Consider the following 14163-nt stretch of genomic DNA (forward strand, 5'->3'; position numbering starts at 1 on the left):
TCACAGGCTTCATCCTTGATTTTGATATTAGTTTGGCGACGATTATCAGATCATAAATGAAGCCTTTTTTCTATCTAAAATATACGGTTACTGCTTAAGATCCTGTATATGTTTGACCGTTAGTCCGGTAAATGGACGGACTAACGGTCAAAAGTGTGGCAGAAATATTGCTTAAGTCATTTTCCTATTGTGTGAAAGATGAATTGGCTAAAACAAAATCGTCAGCATCTTTCAGGAATGGAAAATGTTCCCGCACTTCCTGCACATGAGAAAGAGAGATTGGCACGGTTTTCACGGCTTCATCATTTATTTCGTGCAACAGGATGTCACCCATGGGATCAATCAGCATCGTGTGGCCGTCATATTCCAATTGGTTGCCATCTTGCCCCACCCGGTTCACGCCTATCACATAACTTTGGTTTTCGATGGCACGAGCCTGAAGCAAACTACGCCAGTGAGTCGAACGTCTGGCAGGCCAGCTTGCAATGTAGATCGCCGCATCATAGTGACCACTGACATTACGTGACCAAACAGGGAAACGCAGCTCGTAACAAATGAACGTTGCTATTTTCCATCCTTTAAAATCGACGACTAACGGCGCATTACCTGCTGTATATGCGTGATCTTCCTGCGCATAGGAAAAAAGATGTTTTTTGTCATAATGCGCGATGGAGCCATCAGCATTCACCCACAGCAATCGGTTATAAAAACGCTGGTTTTCTGTGATGATCATGCTGCCGACAATCGCACAGGCTTTTTTGGCCGCCATCGCTTTCATCCACTGGATACTTGGCCCGTCCATCGTTTCAGCAAGATCCTGCGGCTTCATGCTGAAACCTGTGGTAAACATCTCCGGCAGAACGATCAGATCACTGTCCGTGATCTTTTCAATGTGCTGTTCAATGTGTTCACGGTTTTGCTCTGCGCTTTCCCAAAACAAATCGGTTTGAACTAATGTTACTTTGAGATTTTGTTCAATCATTTCAAACTCCAATTACTGTTTCTGCTATCGTCTATTTTTTTCATCCTACACCAGCATCACAAATCAGCATCAAACAGTTGTTCCAGATAACTGCTCCGTGGCGAAGCTTCCCGTATTTCAGCCTGTTCTCCTTGCTGCTGCGGAGCAGAAATACATAAGGAAAATGATTACAGTATCAATATTCCATCTGATTATTGCGCGCCAACCACAAGGAAAGCGCTTTCAGTGAATCTGGTGTGAATTCATCACATCGAGCCGTGATTTCTTCCGGTGTTAGCCAATAAACAGCCGTGACCTCTTCTTCCTGTAGTGCAAACGGCCCGTGACTGACACAACTGAACAAACCGCCCCATATACGGCAGATAGCTTCTTCATAATAAAAAATACCATGTTCAGCAAATGGAACACCCGCAATCCCCAGCTCTTCTTCCGCTTCTCGACGGGCAGAACCGAGTAAATTTTCTCCCGTTGTAACAACACCGCCTGCCGTTGCATCCAATTTTCCCGGATAAAAATCTTTCGTTTCTGTACGATGCTGAACCAAAATTTTGCCCATACCATTATGTACAACGATATAAGTAGCACGATGCCTCAAGTTTTGCGCTCTCATCTGTTGACGAGTCGCCTGCGCAATCACTTCATTGTCTTCATTGACAATGTCAATCCATTCAATACCTACTGATTTTTCTTGCGCCATCTGAAGAACCTTTAGTAAATGATTTGTATGCCAGTTTTTTGCTGTGATGCCCGATTAAGGGGGACTAAAACGGATATAAGAAATTTGTAACATGTCACAGATAAATAATGTTAGTGTAACGCCACTATACTTATTTGAAAGTTATTATTACTGGAGGTTATATGATAGATCTGTATTATGCTCCAACCCCTAATGGCTATAAAATCACTCTCTGTCTTGAAGAAGTCGGCTTACCTTACACTATTCATCCCATCAATATCAGTGCTGGTGAACAATTCAAGCCTGAATTCCTTGCCATTGCACCCAATAATAAAATTCCGGCTATTGTTGACCATCAACCGGCCGATGGGGGTGAACCTATCTCCCTCTTCGAATCAGGTGCCATTTTACTTTATTTAGCAAACAAAACAGGTCAGTTGTTAAGTAAAGATTTACGCGAACGCACTGAACAATTGCAATGGCTGTTCTGGCAAGTGGCCGGTTTTGGCCCGATGTTAGGGCAAAATCACCATTTCAATTGCTATGCCCCTGAAGTCGTTCCTTATGCCATTAAACGCTACGTGGAAGAGTCACAACGTCTATACAAAGTGCTCAATACCCAACTGGAAAAAACAGACTATCTGGGCGGGAACGAATACAGCATTGCGGATATTGCCACTTATCCATGGGCTAAATGCCATGAATATCAAAAAATTAATTTGCAAGATTATCCTGCTGTTGAAAAATGGCTTGATAAGATTAAACAGCGTCCTGCGACAATAACTGCTTATAATGATGCTTAAATGCAACCCACGCAAATAATTTAGTTATTGGCAAAATTTTTCACCATAAAACTTGATATTGGTAACAGATAGCAGCATATTTCGCTGCTATGTAAGCCATCTCTTGCTATATTCAACAGTCGACTATCTATTTCCTCACAGGGGGTGGCTATGCGTATCTTACTTACAGGGGGAACAGGATTAATTGGTCATTATTTGACCTGTCGATTACTTTCCCTCTCTCACTCCATTACTATTTTGAGCCGTTCACCACAAAAGGTCTATTCTCTGTTTTCCGATCGCGTTGAATGTTGGACAACGCTGGATGACCAGAATGATCTCAATGATTTTGATGCCGTTATTAATCTTGCCGGCGAACCTATTGTCAATAAGCGCTGGACGCCAAAACAAAAAACAATCCTTTGCCAAAGCCGATGGCAACTGACTGAACGGTTGAGTAAGTTGATCAACGCCAGTGAGTCTCCACCATCGGTGTTCATTTCCGGCTCAGCGATTGGCTATTATGGCAATCAGGGGCAATCCGTTGTTACTGAAAATGATCCGCCTCATGATGAATTTGCCCATCAACTTTGTGAACGTTGGGAGCAGCTTGCCTTACAGGCAAAAAGTGAAAAAACCCGTGTTTGCCTGCTACGCACTGGTATTGTATTAGCCAGAAAAGGGGGGGCGCTGCAAAAAATGCTGCCAATGTTCCGGCTGGGCTTAGGGGGAGCAATCGGTAATGGCAAGCAATATATGCCGTGGATACATATTGATGATATGGTTAATGGTATTTACTATCTACTGGTATCGCCTGAATTAAGCGGCCCCTTTAATATGACTTCACCCTACCCTATTCATAATGAACAATTCAGTGCCATATTGGCGAAAGTTTTACACCGTCCATCTTTCATCCGCATTCCTGCATTTGTATTAAAAGCGATGATGGGGGAAGCAGCAGAATTAGTTTTAGGTGGGCAACAAGCCATTCCAAGAAATTTGGAAGAAGCCGGATTTAGCTTCCGCTATTTCCGGCTGGAGGAAGCCTTGCAAGATATATTAAAGGCAGATGACAGTGTTTGCTGAAGACAATATTTATTGAAGGTAATATTTATTGAAGACAGGATTTCCTAAATTTGTATGCTATACCCTTTATCTTTCAAGCTGCTGCTTTATTAGCTGTAACTTGAAACCTATTGGGTATAGCTCCCAGTAGGTTTAGCTCCCTGCCAACGGTTAAATAGATCTTCCGGTAATTCAATATCAAACTGATCAAGCACACGGTTAACAGTCTGGTCAATGATATCCTGAATATGTTCAGGACGGTGATAAAACGCAGGAACAGGCGGCATTATCACCGCCCCGATTTCAGCCGCCTGAGTCATTAGCCTCAAATGCCCTAAGTGCAAAGGCGTTTCCCTCACTCCCAGCACCAATTTGCGGCCTTCTTTCAGAACAACATCTGCCGCACGGGTAATTAAACCATCGGTATAGCTATGCACAATACCTGATAAGGTTTTTATGGAGCATGGCAGAATCACCATGCCCAATGTTTTAAATGATCCCGAAGAAATGGAAGCAGCAATATCACGATTATCATGTACCACATCTGCCAGAGCCTGCACATCGCGCAAGGTATAATCCGTTTCCAATGACAATGTCTGCCGAGCTGATTGGCTGATGACCAAGTGCGTTTCAATGCCTTCTACTGACTGCAAAACTTGCAGTAACCTGACACCATAAATCGCGCCGCTTGCCCCGGTCAGCCCGACAATCAATTTTTTCATTTTTTCCTCTGAGGTTCTGGCTATAACCTGATGATAATAACAATATTATCCTTCATTATATATTTCCAGATTCTCTATTTCGCTCTGACCAAGCACTTTCATCTCATCGTCTTTACGCAGATTTTCCAGATAATCGAGGTAAGTCTGGTCAATGTCTTTCGTCACATAGATACCATCAAATACAGAGCATTCGAATTTTTCAATATCCGGGTTTTCTTCCCGTACCGCCTGAATAAGATCTTGGAGATCCTGATATATCAAGGCATCAGCACCAATGAGCTGGCGAATTTCATCCACTTCCCGGCCATGAGCAATCAGCTCATTGGCATTCGGCATGTCAATACCATAAACATTCGGGAAACGAACTTCCGGCGCTGCCGAAGCAAAATAAACTTTCTTGGCTCCCGCTTCACGTGCCAATTCAACAATCTGCTCTGAAGTTGTCCCGCGCACGATGGAGTCGTCCACCAGCAAAACATTTTTACCACGGAATTCAGCGCGGTTAGCATTGAGTTTCCGGCGAACTGATTTACGACGTTCATTCTGACCGGGCATAATAAAAGTACGCCCGACATAACGGTTTTTAACAAATCCCTGACGATAGGGTTTATTTAAAATGTGAGCAATTTCCAGCGCAACGTCACAAGACGTTTCCGGAACCGGAATCACCACGTCAATATGCAAATCTTCCCATTCACGGGAAATTTTTTCGCCTAACTTCTTGCCCATCCGTAACCGTGCGTTATATACCGAAATCTTATCAATAAAGGAATCAGGGCGGGCAAGGTAAACAAACTCGAACAGGCAAGGTGTCAGTGACGGATCTTCAGCACACTGGCGAGTGAATAATTGCCCGTTTTCGGTGATATAGATCGCTTCGCCGGAAGCCACATCACGCAGAAATTCAAAGCCCAATGTATCCAGTGCCACGCTTTCTGATGCCACCATATATTCATTGCGGCCATCTTCCAGTGTACGTTTCCCCAACACCAGCGGGCGGATACCATGCGGATCACGAAAAGCCACTAATCCATGCCCGATAATCATGGCAACACAAGCATAAGCACCGCGAACTTTCCTGTGCATTTCCGCGACGGCTGCAAAAATGTTGTCAGGCTCTAATGGGAAATTCGGGAATTGCGTTAATTCATTGGCAAAGATATTTAGCAGGATTTCAGAATCTGAGGTGGTGTTGACATGACGGCGGGCATTTTCAAACAACATTTTTTTCAATTTATGTGCGTTTGTCAGATTGCCGTTATGCGCCAACGTGATACCAAAAGGAGAGTTCACATAAAAAGGTTGTGCTTCAGAAGCACTGGAACTTCCTGCTGTTGGGTAACGGACATGTCCGATCCCAATCGTTCCCTGCAAACGTAACATGTGTCGTGTTTCAAACACATCCTTGACCAAGCCATTGGCCTTACGTAAACGGAATTCATTGTTACTATCAATAGTCGCAATGCCTGCTGCATCTTGCCCACGGTGCTGAAGCACCGTCAATGCATCATAAATCGACTGGTTAACCGGTGTAAAACCGACGATACCGACAATACCGCACATGTAGTCTTTCCTCATCAGCCAAGCGGAGAGGATTATCTCTCCGGCAGGAAACTCGACGCATTTTGCAGGTAGTCAAAAAACCACCTGATGATTTGACTGAACTGCGGGATCAATTGTGACTGTTGCCAGTCCTGACTTTTAGGCAGTGGCGTGAAAGAATCTGCAACAAACAGAATGGCAGATACAATCAATACCCCGCGCAATGCCCCAAAACAGATCCCCAGAACCCGATCAGTACCTGACAGGCCAGTTCGCTGAACCAGTGAACCAATAACATAGTTCACTACTGCGCCAATAATCAGTGTTGCAATAAATAAAATAGCAATCGCTATGCCATTACGCACCAGCTCATCTTCAAGACGGGTAAAATACGCCGCCAGATAAGTATAGAAGTGACTCGCAACAAAGAAAGCACAGCCCCAGGTTATCAGGGAAAGCGCCTCACGAACAAACCCTCGGATCAGGCTAACCAGTGCCGAGAAACCAATAATGGCAATAATCGTATAATCAATCCAGACCATATTTTAATCCAAAAATAGGCTCCCGACGTTCAGGTCGGGCGCATTCTAACAGAAAACGAAAACGTTTGCGTAGTAGATTTATCACTCTACTGAAAATAATTTTTTATACCTTCACGGGACATTTTGATTCCCGTGAAGTGCCTGTCCGTTTATGGCTTATAGTTTTTAATTTGCCCTTCTAATCCTGTGATTTCTCTCAGTTCGGACAAAATAGATTCCAGTTTTTGTCGGGAGGCGTTAGGGCCGACATAAATCCGTGTCAATTGCCCCTGCACCGGAGAAGAAGGAATAGTGTATACCTGATGCCCCGAAAGACGCAGTTTAGCCACTATTTCGCCTACTTTATCGGCATTTTTCAACGCGCCAAGCTGAACAACATATGCCGCTGCTTGCGGAGCCTGTTCTGCTGGCTTCGATTTAGCTTCCGGCTTGTTTTCAGAACGAATGTCAGGCTGAGTTTGTGGTTTAGCTTCCACTTTCGGTTGAGGTGGAGGTTCAGGTTTAACCACTGCCTTCGGCTCTTTTGTGATAGCAGCAGGCGGTGCTGTTACCTGAGCTGGCTCAGAAGGTGACAGCTCAGGCAGTATTTCAGTTTCTGAATCTGATTGCTGCTGTGCTTGTGTCTGCATCGCTTCCGCCGCACCTTCCGGTGGCGTGGATGGCATGTTTTGCGTCAATGGCGGGATCGAGTCAATATCTTCTTCATCACCCGGTTTTGGCACTAATGGGATAGAAGCAAACTGCTCTTCCTTATATTTCTTATCGCCGTCAAAGATAATCGGCAATACAACCACGCCCAGTGCTACAAGAACAAGAGTTCCAACTAAGCGATTTTGAAATTTACTTGCCACGTTCCTTCCCCTCCTCAAGTGCCTCCATGACATGCGCCACGGTGTGGAAAGAACCACAAACTACAATGATATCCTGCTCTGACGCATCTTCCATTGCCTGCTGCCATGCCGGTTCAACTTCTGCAAATGCCCGGGCACGGGCAAGCTGCCCTGCCAATATCTCAGCCTCTGCACCCCGTAGTTCATGCAATGATGCGCAATACCATTCATCAATTTGCCGGGAAAGGCAAGCCAGTGTGCCCGCAATATCCTTGTCTTCCAGCATGCCAATCACACCACGAATTTTGCTGTCTGGTGCACGAGGCAGTTCTGCCAATTTCTGAACCAGATAACCCGCAGCATGAGGATTATGTGCCACATCCAGAATAACCAGCGGTTTTTCCCTGACGATTTGGAAACGTCCCGGTAATTGGGCACTTCTTAATCCCGTATGGATTGCCCGCTCATCAATTGCCCGGCTGATTTTATCGTCCTGCTGCAATAAACAGTGGATCACACCCATCGCAGTCGCAGCATTTGCCAGTGGCAAATTGGGTAAGGGCAATTCACTGAATTGCTGCCCATCCGTTAGCCAAGCCCAGCTATTTGTATCCTGAGTGAAATGCCAGTCCACACCACGACGAAATAGCGTAGCCCCTAATTCATCTGCAACTTCGGTAATCGCATGTGGCATATCGGGTTCGCCCACCACAGCAAAGTGCCCGCGACGAAAAATCCCCGCTTTTTCACGACCGATATGTTCGCGATCAGAACCCAACCAATCCGTATGATCCAATGCAATACTGGTGATTGCCGCAACATCCGCATCCACAATGTTAGTGGCATCCAGACGTCCACCCAACCCAACTTCCAGAATCACAACATCAAGATCGGCTTCTTTAAAAAGCTGTAACGCTGCCAACGTACCATATTCAAAATAAGTTAATGAGATATCGCCACGCTGGGTTTCAATATCCGCAAATACACGGCAGAAGTCCTGTTCTGTCGCTTCCTTACCCTGAATACGTACCCTTTCGGTATAGCGTACCAAATGCGGGGAACTGTATACGCCAACCCTGAGTCCAGCGGCCAGAAAAATAGATTCAAGGGTATGGCAAGTGGTTCCCTTGCCATTCGTACCTGACACCGTGATCACTTTTGGCGCGGGATTCAGCAGGCCTAATTGACCGCCGAGTTTTCCCACGCGCTCAAGCCCCATATCAATGGCTTTGGTATGCAGGTTTCCCAAATAGGAAAGCCACGTCATCAGTGGCGACGTGGCTTGAGGAGTTTGCAAAGTATCAGACATCTTCTTTATTAGTGTTGATGTTTATATCAGCTTCAACATCAGCAGATTGTTCCACAACAATTTCCTCTGCTGGCTTCGCTTTTGTGCCCGGATGCGGTTGTTGAGTCAACATTGCAATCAGGCTGGCAATTTTCTCGCGCATCTCCGGGCGACGCACGATCATGTCAATTGCGCCTTTCTCCAGTAAGAATTCACTGCGCTGGAAACCTTCCGGCAGCTTTTCACGCACTGTCTGCTCTATGATGCGAGGGCCGGCAAAACCAATCAATGCCTTAGGTTCAGCGATATTAATATCACCCAGCATCCCCATACTTGCGGTCACACCACCCATTGTCGGGTTAGTCAGAACACAGATATATGGCAGACCTCGATCTTGCATTTTTGCCAGTGCAGCACTGGTTTTTGCCATCTGCATCAGTGACATCAGGGCTTCCTGCATACGCGCCCCGCCACTGGTAGCAAAACAGATGAACGGGCAATTATCTTCCAAAGCCTGCTCAACGGCACGAACAAAACGCGCACCAACGACAGAGCCCATTGAACCGCCAATAAAGCTAAATTCAAATGCACCTGCTACAACAGGCATCTCATGTAAAGCACCTTTCATGACGATCAGTGCGTCTTTTTCCTTAGTCTGCTTTTGGGCTGCAACTAAACGATCTTTGTACTTTTTGGTATCGCGGAACTTCAGAATATCTTTAGGTTCCAACTCACTACCTAATTCTGTGCCGGTGCCTTCATCCAAAAATGAGGTCAGTCTCTGACGGGCTGAAATACGCATATGGTGGTCACATTTCGGACACACTTCGAGATTACGCTCTAATTCAGCACGATACAGTACCTGACTACAACTATCGCATTTTGTCCAAACTCCTTCAGGTATGCTTGCCTTGCGAGTTTGCATTATTTTGCTTTTATTTAGAATCTTTTCAATCCAGCTCATTAATGAACCTTTCCGTCTGAATTTAGCTTATACCTTCATCTTTCAAGCCACAGCTTTATTAGCAGTGGCCTGAGATCTATCGGGTAGATGCCAGCTTTTGTTTTACGTGCCATTAAACCACAATGCTATTGCAGTGTGGATAAAAAACTGCTCAAACCTGTTAACGGTTATCTACTTACTCTCAGCTGCTTTTTTTGACGCAGCGCGGCGATGACGCCAAATTTCTATGACGCCCGGCAGAATAGAAATAAAGATAATTGCAACAATCAATAGTTTCAGGTTCTGCTGTACAATTGGCATATCGCCGAATAAATAACCTGCATACGTGAATAATAGCACCCAGATAAATGCACCGATGATATTATAAGCCGCAAAATGGCGATAAGACATTTTCCCCATTCCAGCAACAAACGGTGCAAACGTTCTAATAATTGGCACAAACCGAGCCAAGATTATTGCTTTTCCACCGTGTTTTTCATAAAACCCATGAGTTTTATCTAAATAACTGCGACGGAAAATTTTTGAATTCGGATTGGTAAATAATTTTTCACCAAAAATTCGACCAATCGTGTAGTTTATAGCATCACCAATAATTGCGGCCGTAATCATCAAGGCCACCATAATATGTACATTAAGATTATTCGAATCTAATGCCGAGATCGCACCCGCAACAAATAGCAGGGAATCTCCCGGTAAAAATGGCGTAACCACCAGCCCTGTTTCGCAAAATATAATCAGGAATAAGATGCCATACACCCAATCCCCATAGCTGGCAACCAATTCAGCTAAATGAGCATCAATGTGTAAAATAAAATCGACAATAAATTTCGCAAAATCAACAAAATGAGTTAAAAACTCCATAATATTCCTCGTTATGCACGAACATCCCTGTCACTATTCGAAAATGTCAGATTAAATCGTTAGCCAGAAACTAAATCATTTCCCAGAAACAGTGGCCCCATCATGGGTTCAGGTAAACCAAAGTGTTCAGGGTAATCCACAGCAACCAGATATAGCCCTTCAGCCTTGGCCGTTGCCGCCGCTTTGGTTCTGTCTTTCAGTGCCAATAGTTCAGCCATCCAGCCGATATCCTGATTACCACAGCCAATTTCCAGTAAGCTACCAACGATATTGCGCACCATGTGATGAACAAAGGCATTCGCCTTGATATCCACAACAATATAATGTCCATGCCGGCTGACATTAATATGCATCATATTGCGCCACGGTGAATTGGACTGGCACTGCACCGCCCTGAAAGATGTAAAGTCATTTTCTCCCAACAGGCTCTGTGCCGCTTCATGCATTTTTTTCTCATCCAATGGATAGTGAAAATGCGTGACGCCCCGTGCCAAAACTGCCGGGCGATAGCGATGATTAAAAATCACATAGCGATAACGGCGAGCGGTTGCGCTGAAACGGGCATGAAATTCATCATCTGCCATTTTGACCCAGCGAACGGCAATATCCGGCGGCAAATGGGTATTTACCCCCATTGTCCATGCTGCCTCTTTACGTTGCGCCGAGGTTTCAAAGTGCACTACCTGCCCGGTTGCGTGTACTCCCGCATCCGTTCTGCCGGCACAAAAAACTGAAATAGGCTCATTCGCAACTTTCGACAGGGCTTTTTCCAAACACGCCTGTACGCTTCTCACTTCTTGCTGGCGCTGCCAACCATAATATCGGCTGCCGTCATATTCAATCCCCAGTGCAATTTTCACTCTCTTTGCTTCCGGTACAGACTGATCCAGCTCTGTATCAGACATCAGTAAAATTGCTCCTGCATCAGTTTTTCTGCAACTTCAATCGCCATCAATGCGCCACCAAAACGGATATTATCGGCAACCGACCAAAATTGCAGCATTTCTGGCATACCATAGTCATTGCGCAGGCAACCTATGCTCAAACCATCATGACCAGAAGCATCAGTCACCTGAGTCGGGTAATCACCCTCTTCTGAGACCTGAATTTCCTCAAGACGTTCAAATTCTCCACGCGCTTCTTCTGTTCCAACCGGACGCAATGTTTCCAAATTTACCATCTGCGCAATACCATAGAACACGGAAGACTGCACACAACTTACGGAAACCGGCAGACCTTCATCCTGTAATATTCTGCGAATTTGGTCGACAATACGGCGCTCTTCACGCACTGTACCTTCAACATCAGGTAATAAAGGCAGTAAATTAAACGCCAATTGTTTGCTGAAACGGCCCTCATCCGGTGGAATGCCATTTAATAAACGAGCACTCTGACCAGCCAGTTCATCAATGGCTGCTTTACCATGCACAGAAACCGGCAATATATTGGTGAAATGTAAACGGGCAATGCCCGCCGCATCGATCAATGGCTTGATGGCTGTCAAAACCTGACTTGTTGAGCTATCAGCCACAGCGATGATGTTACGGTTACGGTACTCCGCCAAGGCGTGTGGGTTAACGCCGGGAACAACCAAAGGTATATCCGACTCCGCTGCAAACAGGCCACTGCTGTCAATCACCAGACAACCTGACTCCGTTGCTTTTTCAATATGCTGCGCTGTTGCTTCCATTGTCGCGGCAAAAAACGCAAGCTGTACCTGTGACCAATCAAATTCTGCCACATCACGAACGGTGATGTTTTTGCCATTAAAACGCTGGATCTTTCCAACACTTTGTTCACTGGCAAGAAGATGCAGTTCACCAACCGGAAATTGGCGTTCCTGTAATAACGCCAATATCGCCTCACCTACTGCGCCCGTTGCACCCAAGAGCGCAATATTCCAACCTTCAGACATGTTGGTTTTCTCCACTTCTTTCATTTTGCTGACAGGCAGGGACTCCTGCCTGTGTTAAATCACTTGAGCTTTAAACTCAGTTTTGTGTTCAACCCAGTTTTGCGTTAAATCCAATCCGGGATAGTAATTGAACGCTTTTTTCTGAATCACAATACACTGTCAGGGAAGACCATTCCCGACGTTCTGGATAGTGCTTGCGTAACTGGTCAAAAGCCCCTTTTTGACCTGCAACCTGACGTAAAGGTGCATCATCACGGCGCACATCATACACTAAATGCATCAAGCGCTTCAGGATGCTTTGTGTCACTTCACCTTGTAGGGTGATCTGGCTGAAATCAGGTGTGGGCAACAGCTCAGACAATTCCGTTTTGCGTGGCTGTCCCAGAAATTCACAATAGGCTTCAAAAACCTGCGTTGTGCCCCGTGCCTTACCCTCCAGGGTATAGCCCGCAATATGGGGAGTACCAATATCAACCAACTCCAGTAAAGGCAGTGAAAGGTTAGGCTCTGGCTCCCAAACATCAAGCACTACACGTAATTTTTTTCCATTTTGCAGCACAGAAAGTAATGCTTGATTATCAACCACCTCACCTCGGCTGGCGTTAATCAAAATTCGGTTATCTGGTAATGCAGAAAGTAATTTTTCATCTGCCAAATGATAGGTTTGATACGGGCCTGATTGATTAAGAGGCGTATGAAAAGTCAGAATGTCCGCTTCTTTCACTAATTTTTCTAAAGGCCAAAATTCACCTTCATCACCCCGATCAGCGCGTGGAGGATCGCACAGTAATGTCTTCACGCCCAAAGCCGTCAGCCGATCAGCCAGACGACCGCCGACATTACCAACACCGATAATTCCAACCGTTTTATCTTTGAGCTGAAACTGATCTTGTTCAGCCAATAACATCAGTGCAGAAAATACATACTCAACAACCGCAATCGCATTACAGCCGGGGGCAGCGGAAAAACCAATTCCTGCCTGCACCAGCCATTGCTGATCAACATGATCCATACCCGCAGTGGCAGTACCCACAAATTTTACTGAGCTGCCTTGCAACAAAGATTCATTAACTTTAGTGACAGAACGCACCATAAAGGCATCAGCATGTTCCAAAACCCCTTCAGGTACTGGGCGTCCCGGAATTGCCTGTACTTCCCCCAATTGCTGAAAGAGCTGTTCAGCATAAGGCATATTTTCATCAACCAAAATTTTCACTTTTCTCATCCAACGGCTTTAAATGGGCGGGATCTGCTATTCTGCCATTTTATCTGCATAAAACCTATATGCCCTTTATCTTTCAAGTCAGCCTTTCCTAAAACGCTCTGGCGTCGTACCAGAAAGTTGCTGAAACATGGCAATAAAAGCCGATGATGAGCTATAGCCCACATCAAATGCGACTTCATAGACATTTTTACCCTGTTCCAGTAAGGATATGGCGTGCAGAAAACGTAGCCGCTGCCGCCATTCGCCGAATGACATTCCCAACTCCTGCCGACACCGCCGTGATAAGGTTCTTTCTGAGGTATAACGCTTTTTGGCCCAGTTAGCTAAAGAAGTGTTATCCGCCGGATTGCGCTCCAGCATCTGTAATATTGGAGCCAGCAATTTATCTTTTGAAGAAGGCAAATAGGTGCATTGCCTTGGAGACAGTTCCAGCTGATCAATCAATATTTGTGCCAAACGCCTGTCTTTTTCTGTTTTTGGCTGCCTGACGTTCCGTTCAAAAAAATCCGCCATAATGGCATTAAATATACTGCTCAGTCGGATAATACAAGGTTGCTGGGGCAAGGTATCTGCCCATTGCGGAGAAATATCGATTATCCAAAATCGCATCGCTTTCCGGTTATAACTTGAGTGTGCGATATTTTGGGGTATCCAAATACAAATCTATGGTCTTCCCCGTTTTTGCAACACTCATTTTGATGTATGGTTGGCTTGCTTAAATCTATCCGGCGTCTCTATGAGTATGGATACCCGCGCCACGATGAGTTCT

14 protein-coding genes and 1 pseudogene are annotated in these 14163 nt (G+C 45.3%); 2 read left to right on the top strand and 13 right to left on the bottom strand.

Going from position 1 to position 14163, the window contains the following annotated elements; all coding sequences use genetic code 11:
- Positions 1-184: 184 nt before the first annotated feature.
- Together AAC854_RS18355 and yfcD are read right to left on the bottom strand one after the other, a co-directional pair.
- Positions 185-982 (bottom strand): amidohydrolase, encoded by a 798-nt coding sequence (locus AAC854_RS18355; RefSeq protein ID WP_340618384.1) that lies wholly within the window; start codon positions 980-982, stop codon positions 185-187.
- A gap of 175 nt (positions 983-1157) precedes the next feature.
- Positions 1158-1679: an NUDIX hydrolase YfcD gene (yfcD, locus tag AAC854_RS18360; protein WP_340618385.1), complete on the bottom strand. Its 522-nt coding sequence runs from the start codon at positions 1677-1679 to the stop codon at positions 1158-1160.
- 161 nt (positions 1680-1840) lie between these two features.
- Between yfcD and AAC854_RS18365 the strand changes: the two genes are divergently transcribed.
- Together AAC854_RS18365 and AAC854_RS18370 are read left to right on the top strand one after the other, a co-directional pair.
- Positions 1841-2461: a glutathione binding-like protein gene (locus tag AAC854_RS18365; protein WP_340618386.1), complete on the top strand. Its 621-nt coding sequence runs from the start codon at positions 1841-1843 to the stop codon at positions 2459-2461.
- A 150-nt stretch (positions 2462-2611) separates the two neighbouring features.
- The gene (locus AAC854_RS18370) at positions 2612-3526 is read left to right on the top strand and encodes a TIGR01777 family oxidoreductase (RefSeq protein ID WP_340618387.1); all 915 of its coding nucleotides are present in this window, start codon (positions 2612-2614) and stop codon (positions 3524-3526) included.
- Positions 3527-3633: 107 nt separating this feature from the next.
- On the opposite strand, the gene AAC854_RS18375 is transcribed toward AAC854_RS18370, so the two are convergent.
- The 11 genes and pseudogenes from AAC854_RS18375 to AAC854_RS18425 form a co-directional block, all read right to left on the bottom strand.
- Complete coding sequence (locus AAC854_RS18375) at positions 3634-4227, bottom strand: UbiX family flavin prenyltransferase (protein ID WP_340618388.1); 594 nt, start codon at positions 4225-4227, stop codon at positions 3634-3636.
- A gap of 45 nt (positions 4228-4272) precedes the next feature.
- On the bottom strand, positions 4273-5790 hold the full coding sequence (purF, locus tag AAC854_RS18380) for an amidophosphoribosyltransferase (protein ID WP_340618389.1): 1518 nt from the start codon (positions 5788-5790) through the stop codon (positions 4273-4275).
- Positions 5791-5822: 32 nt separating this feature from the next.
- Positions 5823-6311 (bottom strand): colicin V production protein, encoded by a 489-nt coding sequence (gene cvpA, locus AAC854_RS18385; protein WP_273546775.1) that lies wholly within the window; start codon positions 6309-6311, stop codon positions 5823-5825.
- Positions 6312-6460: 149 nt separating this feature from the next.
- A complete protein-coding gene (gene dedD, locus AAC854_RS18390; protein ID WP_340618390.1) occupies positions 6461-7162 on the bottom strand; it encodes a cell division protein DedD in 702 nt (233 codons plus the stop codon).
- Positions 7152-8450, bottom strand: a complete 1299-nt coding sequence (gene folC / locus AAC854_RS18395; RefSeq protein ID WP_340618391.1) for a bifunctional tetrahydrofolate synthase/dihydrofolate synthase — start codon at positions 8448-8450, stop codon at positions 7152-7154. Before folC ends, dedD begins: the two co-directional genes overlap by 11 nt.
- Positions 8443-9393, bottom strand: a complete 951-nt coding sequence (gene accD, locus AAC854_RS18400; RefSeq protein WP_340618392.1) for an acetyl-CoA carboxylase, carboxyltransferase subunit beta — start codon at positions 9391-9393, stop codon at positions 8443-8445. The genes folC and accD overlap by 8 nt, the downstream gene beginning before the upstream one ends.
- 171 nt (positions 9394-9564) lie before the next feature.
- Complete coding sequence (locus AAC854_RS18405) at positions 9565-10254, bottom strand: DedA family protein (RefSeq protein ID WP_340618393.1); 690 nt, start codon at positions 10252-10254, stop codon at positions 9565-9567.
- A gap of 59 nt (positions 10255-10313) precedes the next feature.
- Positions 10314-11159: a tRNA pseudouridine(38-40) synthase TruA gene (gene truA / locus AAC854_RS18410; RefSeq protein ID WP_340618394.1), complete on the bottom strand. Its 846-nt coding sequence runs from the start codon at positions 11157-11159 to the stop codon at positions 10314-10316.
- Positions 11159-12169, bottom strand: a complete 1011-nt coding sequence (locus AAC854_RS18415) for an aspartate-semialdehyde dehydrogenase (RefSeq protein WP_340618395.1) — start codon at positions 12167-12169, stop codon at positions 11159-11161. Before AAC854_RS18415 ends, truA begins: the two co-directional genes overlap by 1 nt.
- An 88-nt stretch (positions 12170-12257) precedes the next feature.
- The gene (gene pdxB, locus AAC854_RS18420) at positions 12258-13385 is read right to left on the bottom strand and encodes a 4-phosphoerythronate dehydrogenase PdxB (protein ID WP_340618396.1); all 1128 of its coding nucleotides are present in this window, start codon (positions 13383-13385) and stop codon (positions 12258-12260) included.
- 87 nt (positions 13386-13472) lie between these two features.
- Positions 13473-14051, bottom strand: a pseudogene (locus tag AAC854_RS18425) (AraC family transcriptional regulator); the annotation flags it as partial.
- Positions 14052-14163 lie beyond the last annotated feature (112 nt).

The organism is Xenorhabdus entomophaga, assembly GCF_037996725.1.
Classification (GTDB): domain Bacteria; phylum Pseudomonadota; class Gammaproteobacteria; order Enterobacterales; family Enterobacteriaceae; genus Xenorhabdus; species Xenorhabdus khoisanae.

Bases quoted from the DNA above. Each gene is read 5' to 3' on its own strand.
- folC (WP_340618391.1), bottom strand. From the start codon at position 8,450: ATGTCTGATACTTTGCAAACTCCTCAAGCCACGTCGCCACTGATGACG.
- AAC854_RS18375 (WP_340618388.1), bottom strand. From the start codon at position 4,227: ATGAAAAAATTGATTGTCGGGCTGACCGGGGCAAGCGGCGCGATTTAT.
- truA (WP_340618394.1), bottom strand. From the start codon at position 11,159: ATGTCTGATACAGAGCTGGATCAGTCTGTACCGGAAGCAAAGAGAGTG.
- AAC854_RS18405 (WP_340618393.1), bottom strand. From the start codon at position 10,254: ATGGAGTTTTTAACTCATTTTGTTGATTTTGCGAAATTTATTGTCGAT.
- AAC854_RS18355 (WP_340618384.1), bottom strand. From the start codon at position 982: ATGATTGAACAAAATCTCAAAGTAACATTAGTTCAAACCGATTTGTTT.
- purF (WP_340618389.1), bottom strand. From the start codon at position 5,790: ATGTGCGGTATTGTCGGTATCGTCGGTTTTACACCGGTTAACCAGTCG.
- AAC854_RS18365 (WP_340618386.1), top strand. From the start codon at position 1,841: ATGATAGATCTGTATTATGCTCCAACCCCTAATGGCTATAAAATCACT.
- cvpA (WP_273546775.1), bottom strand. From the start codon at position 6,311: ATGGTCTGGATTGATTATACGATTATTGCCATTATTGGTTTCTCGGCA.
- accD (WP_340618392.1), bottom strand. From the start codon at position 9,393: ATGAGCTGGATTGAAAAGATTCTAAATAAAAGCAAAATAATGCAAACT.
- yfcD (WP_340618385.1), bottom strand. From the start codon at position 1,679: ATGGCGCAAGAAAAATCAGTAGGTATTGAATGGATTGACATTGTCAAT.
- AAC854_RS18370 (WP_340618387.1), top strand. From the start codon at position 2,612: ATGCGTATCTTACTTACAGGGGGAACAGGATTAATTGGTCATTATTTG.
- AAC854_RS18415 (WP_340618395.1), bottom strand. From the start codon at position 12,169: ATGTCTGAAGGTTGGAATATTGCGCTCTTGGGTGCAACGGGCGCAGTA.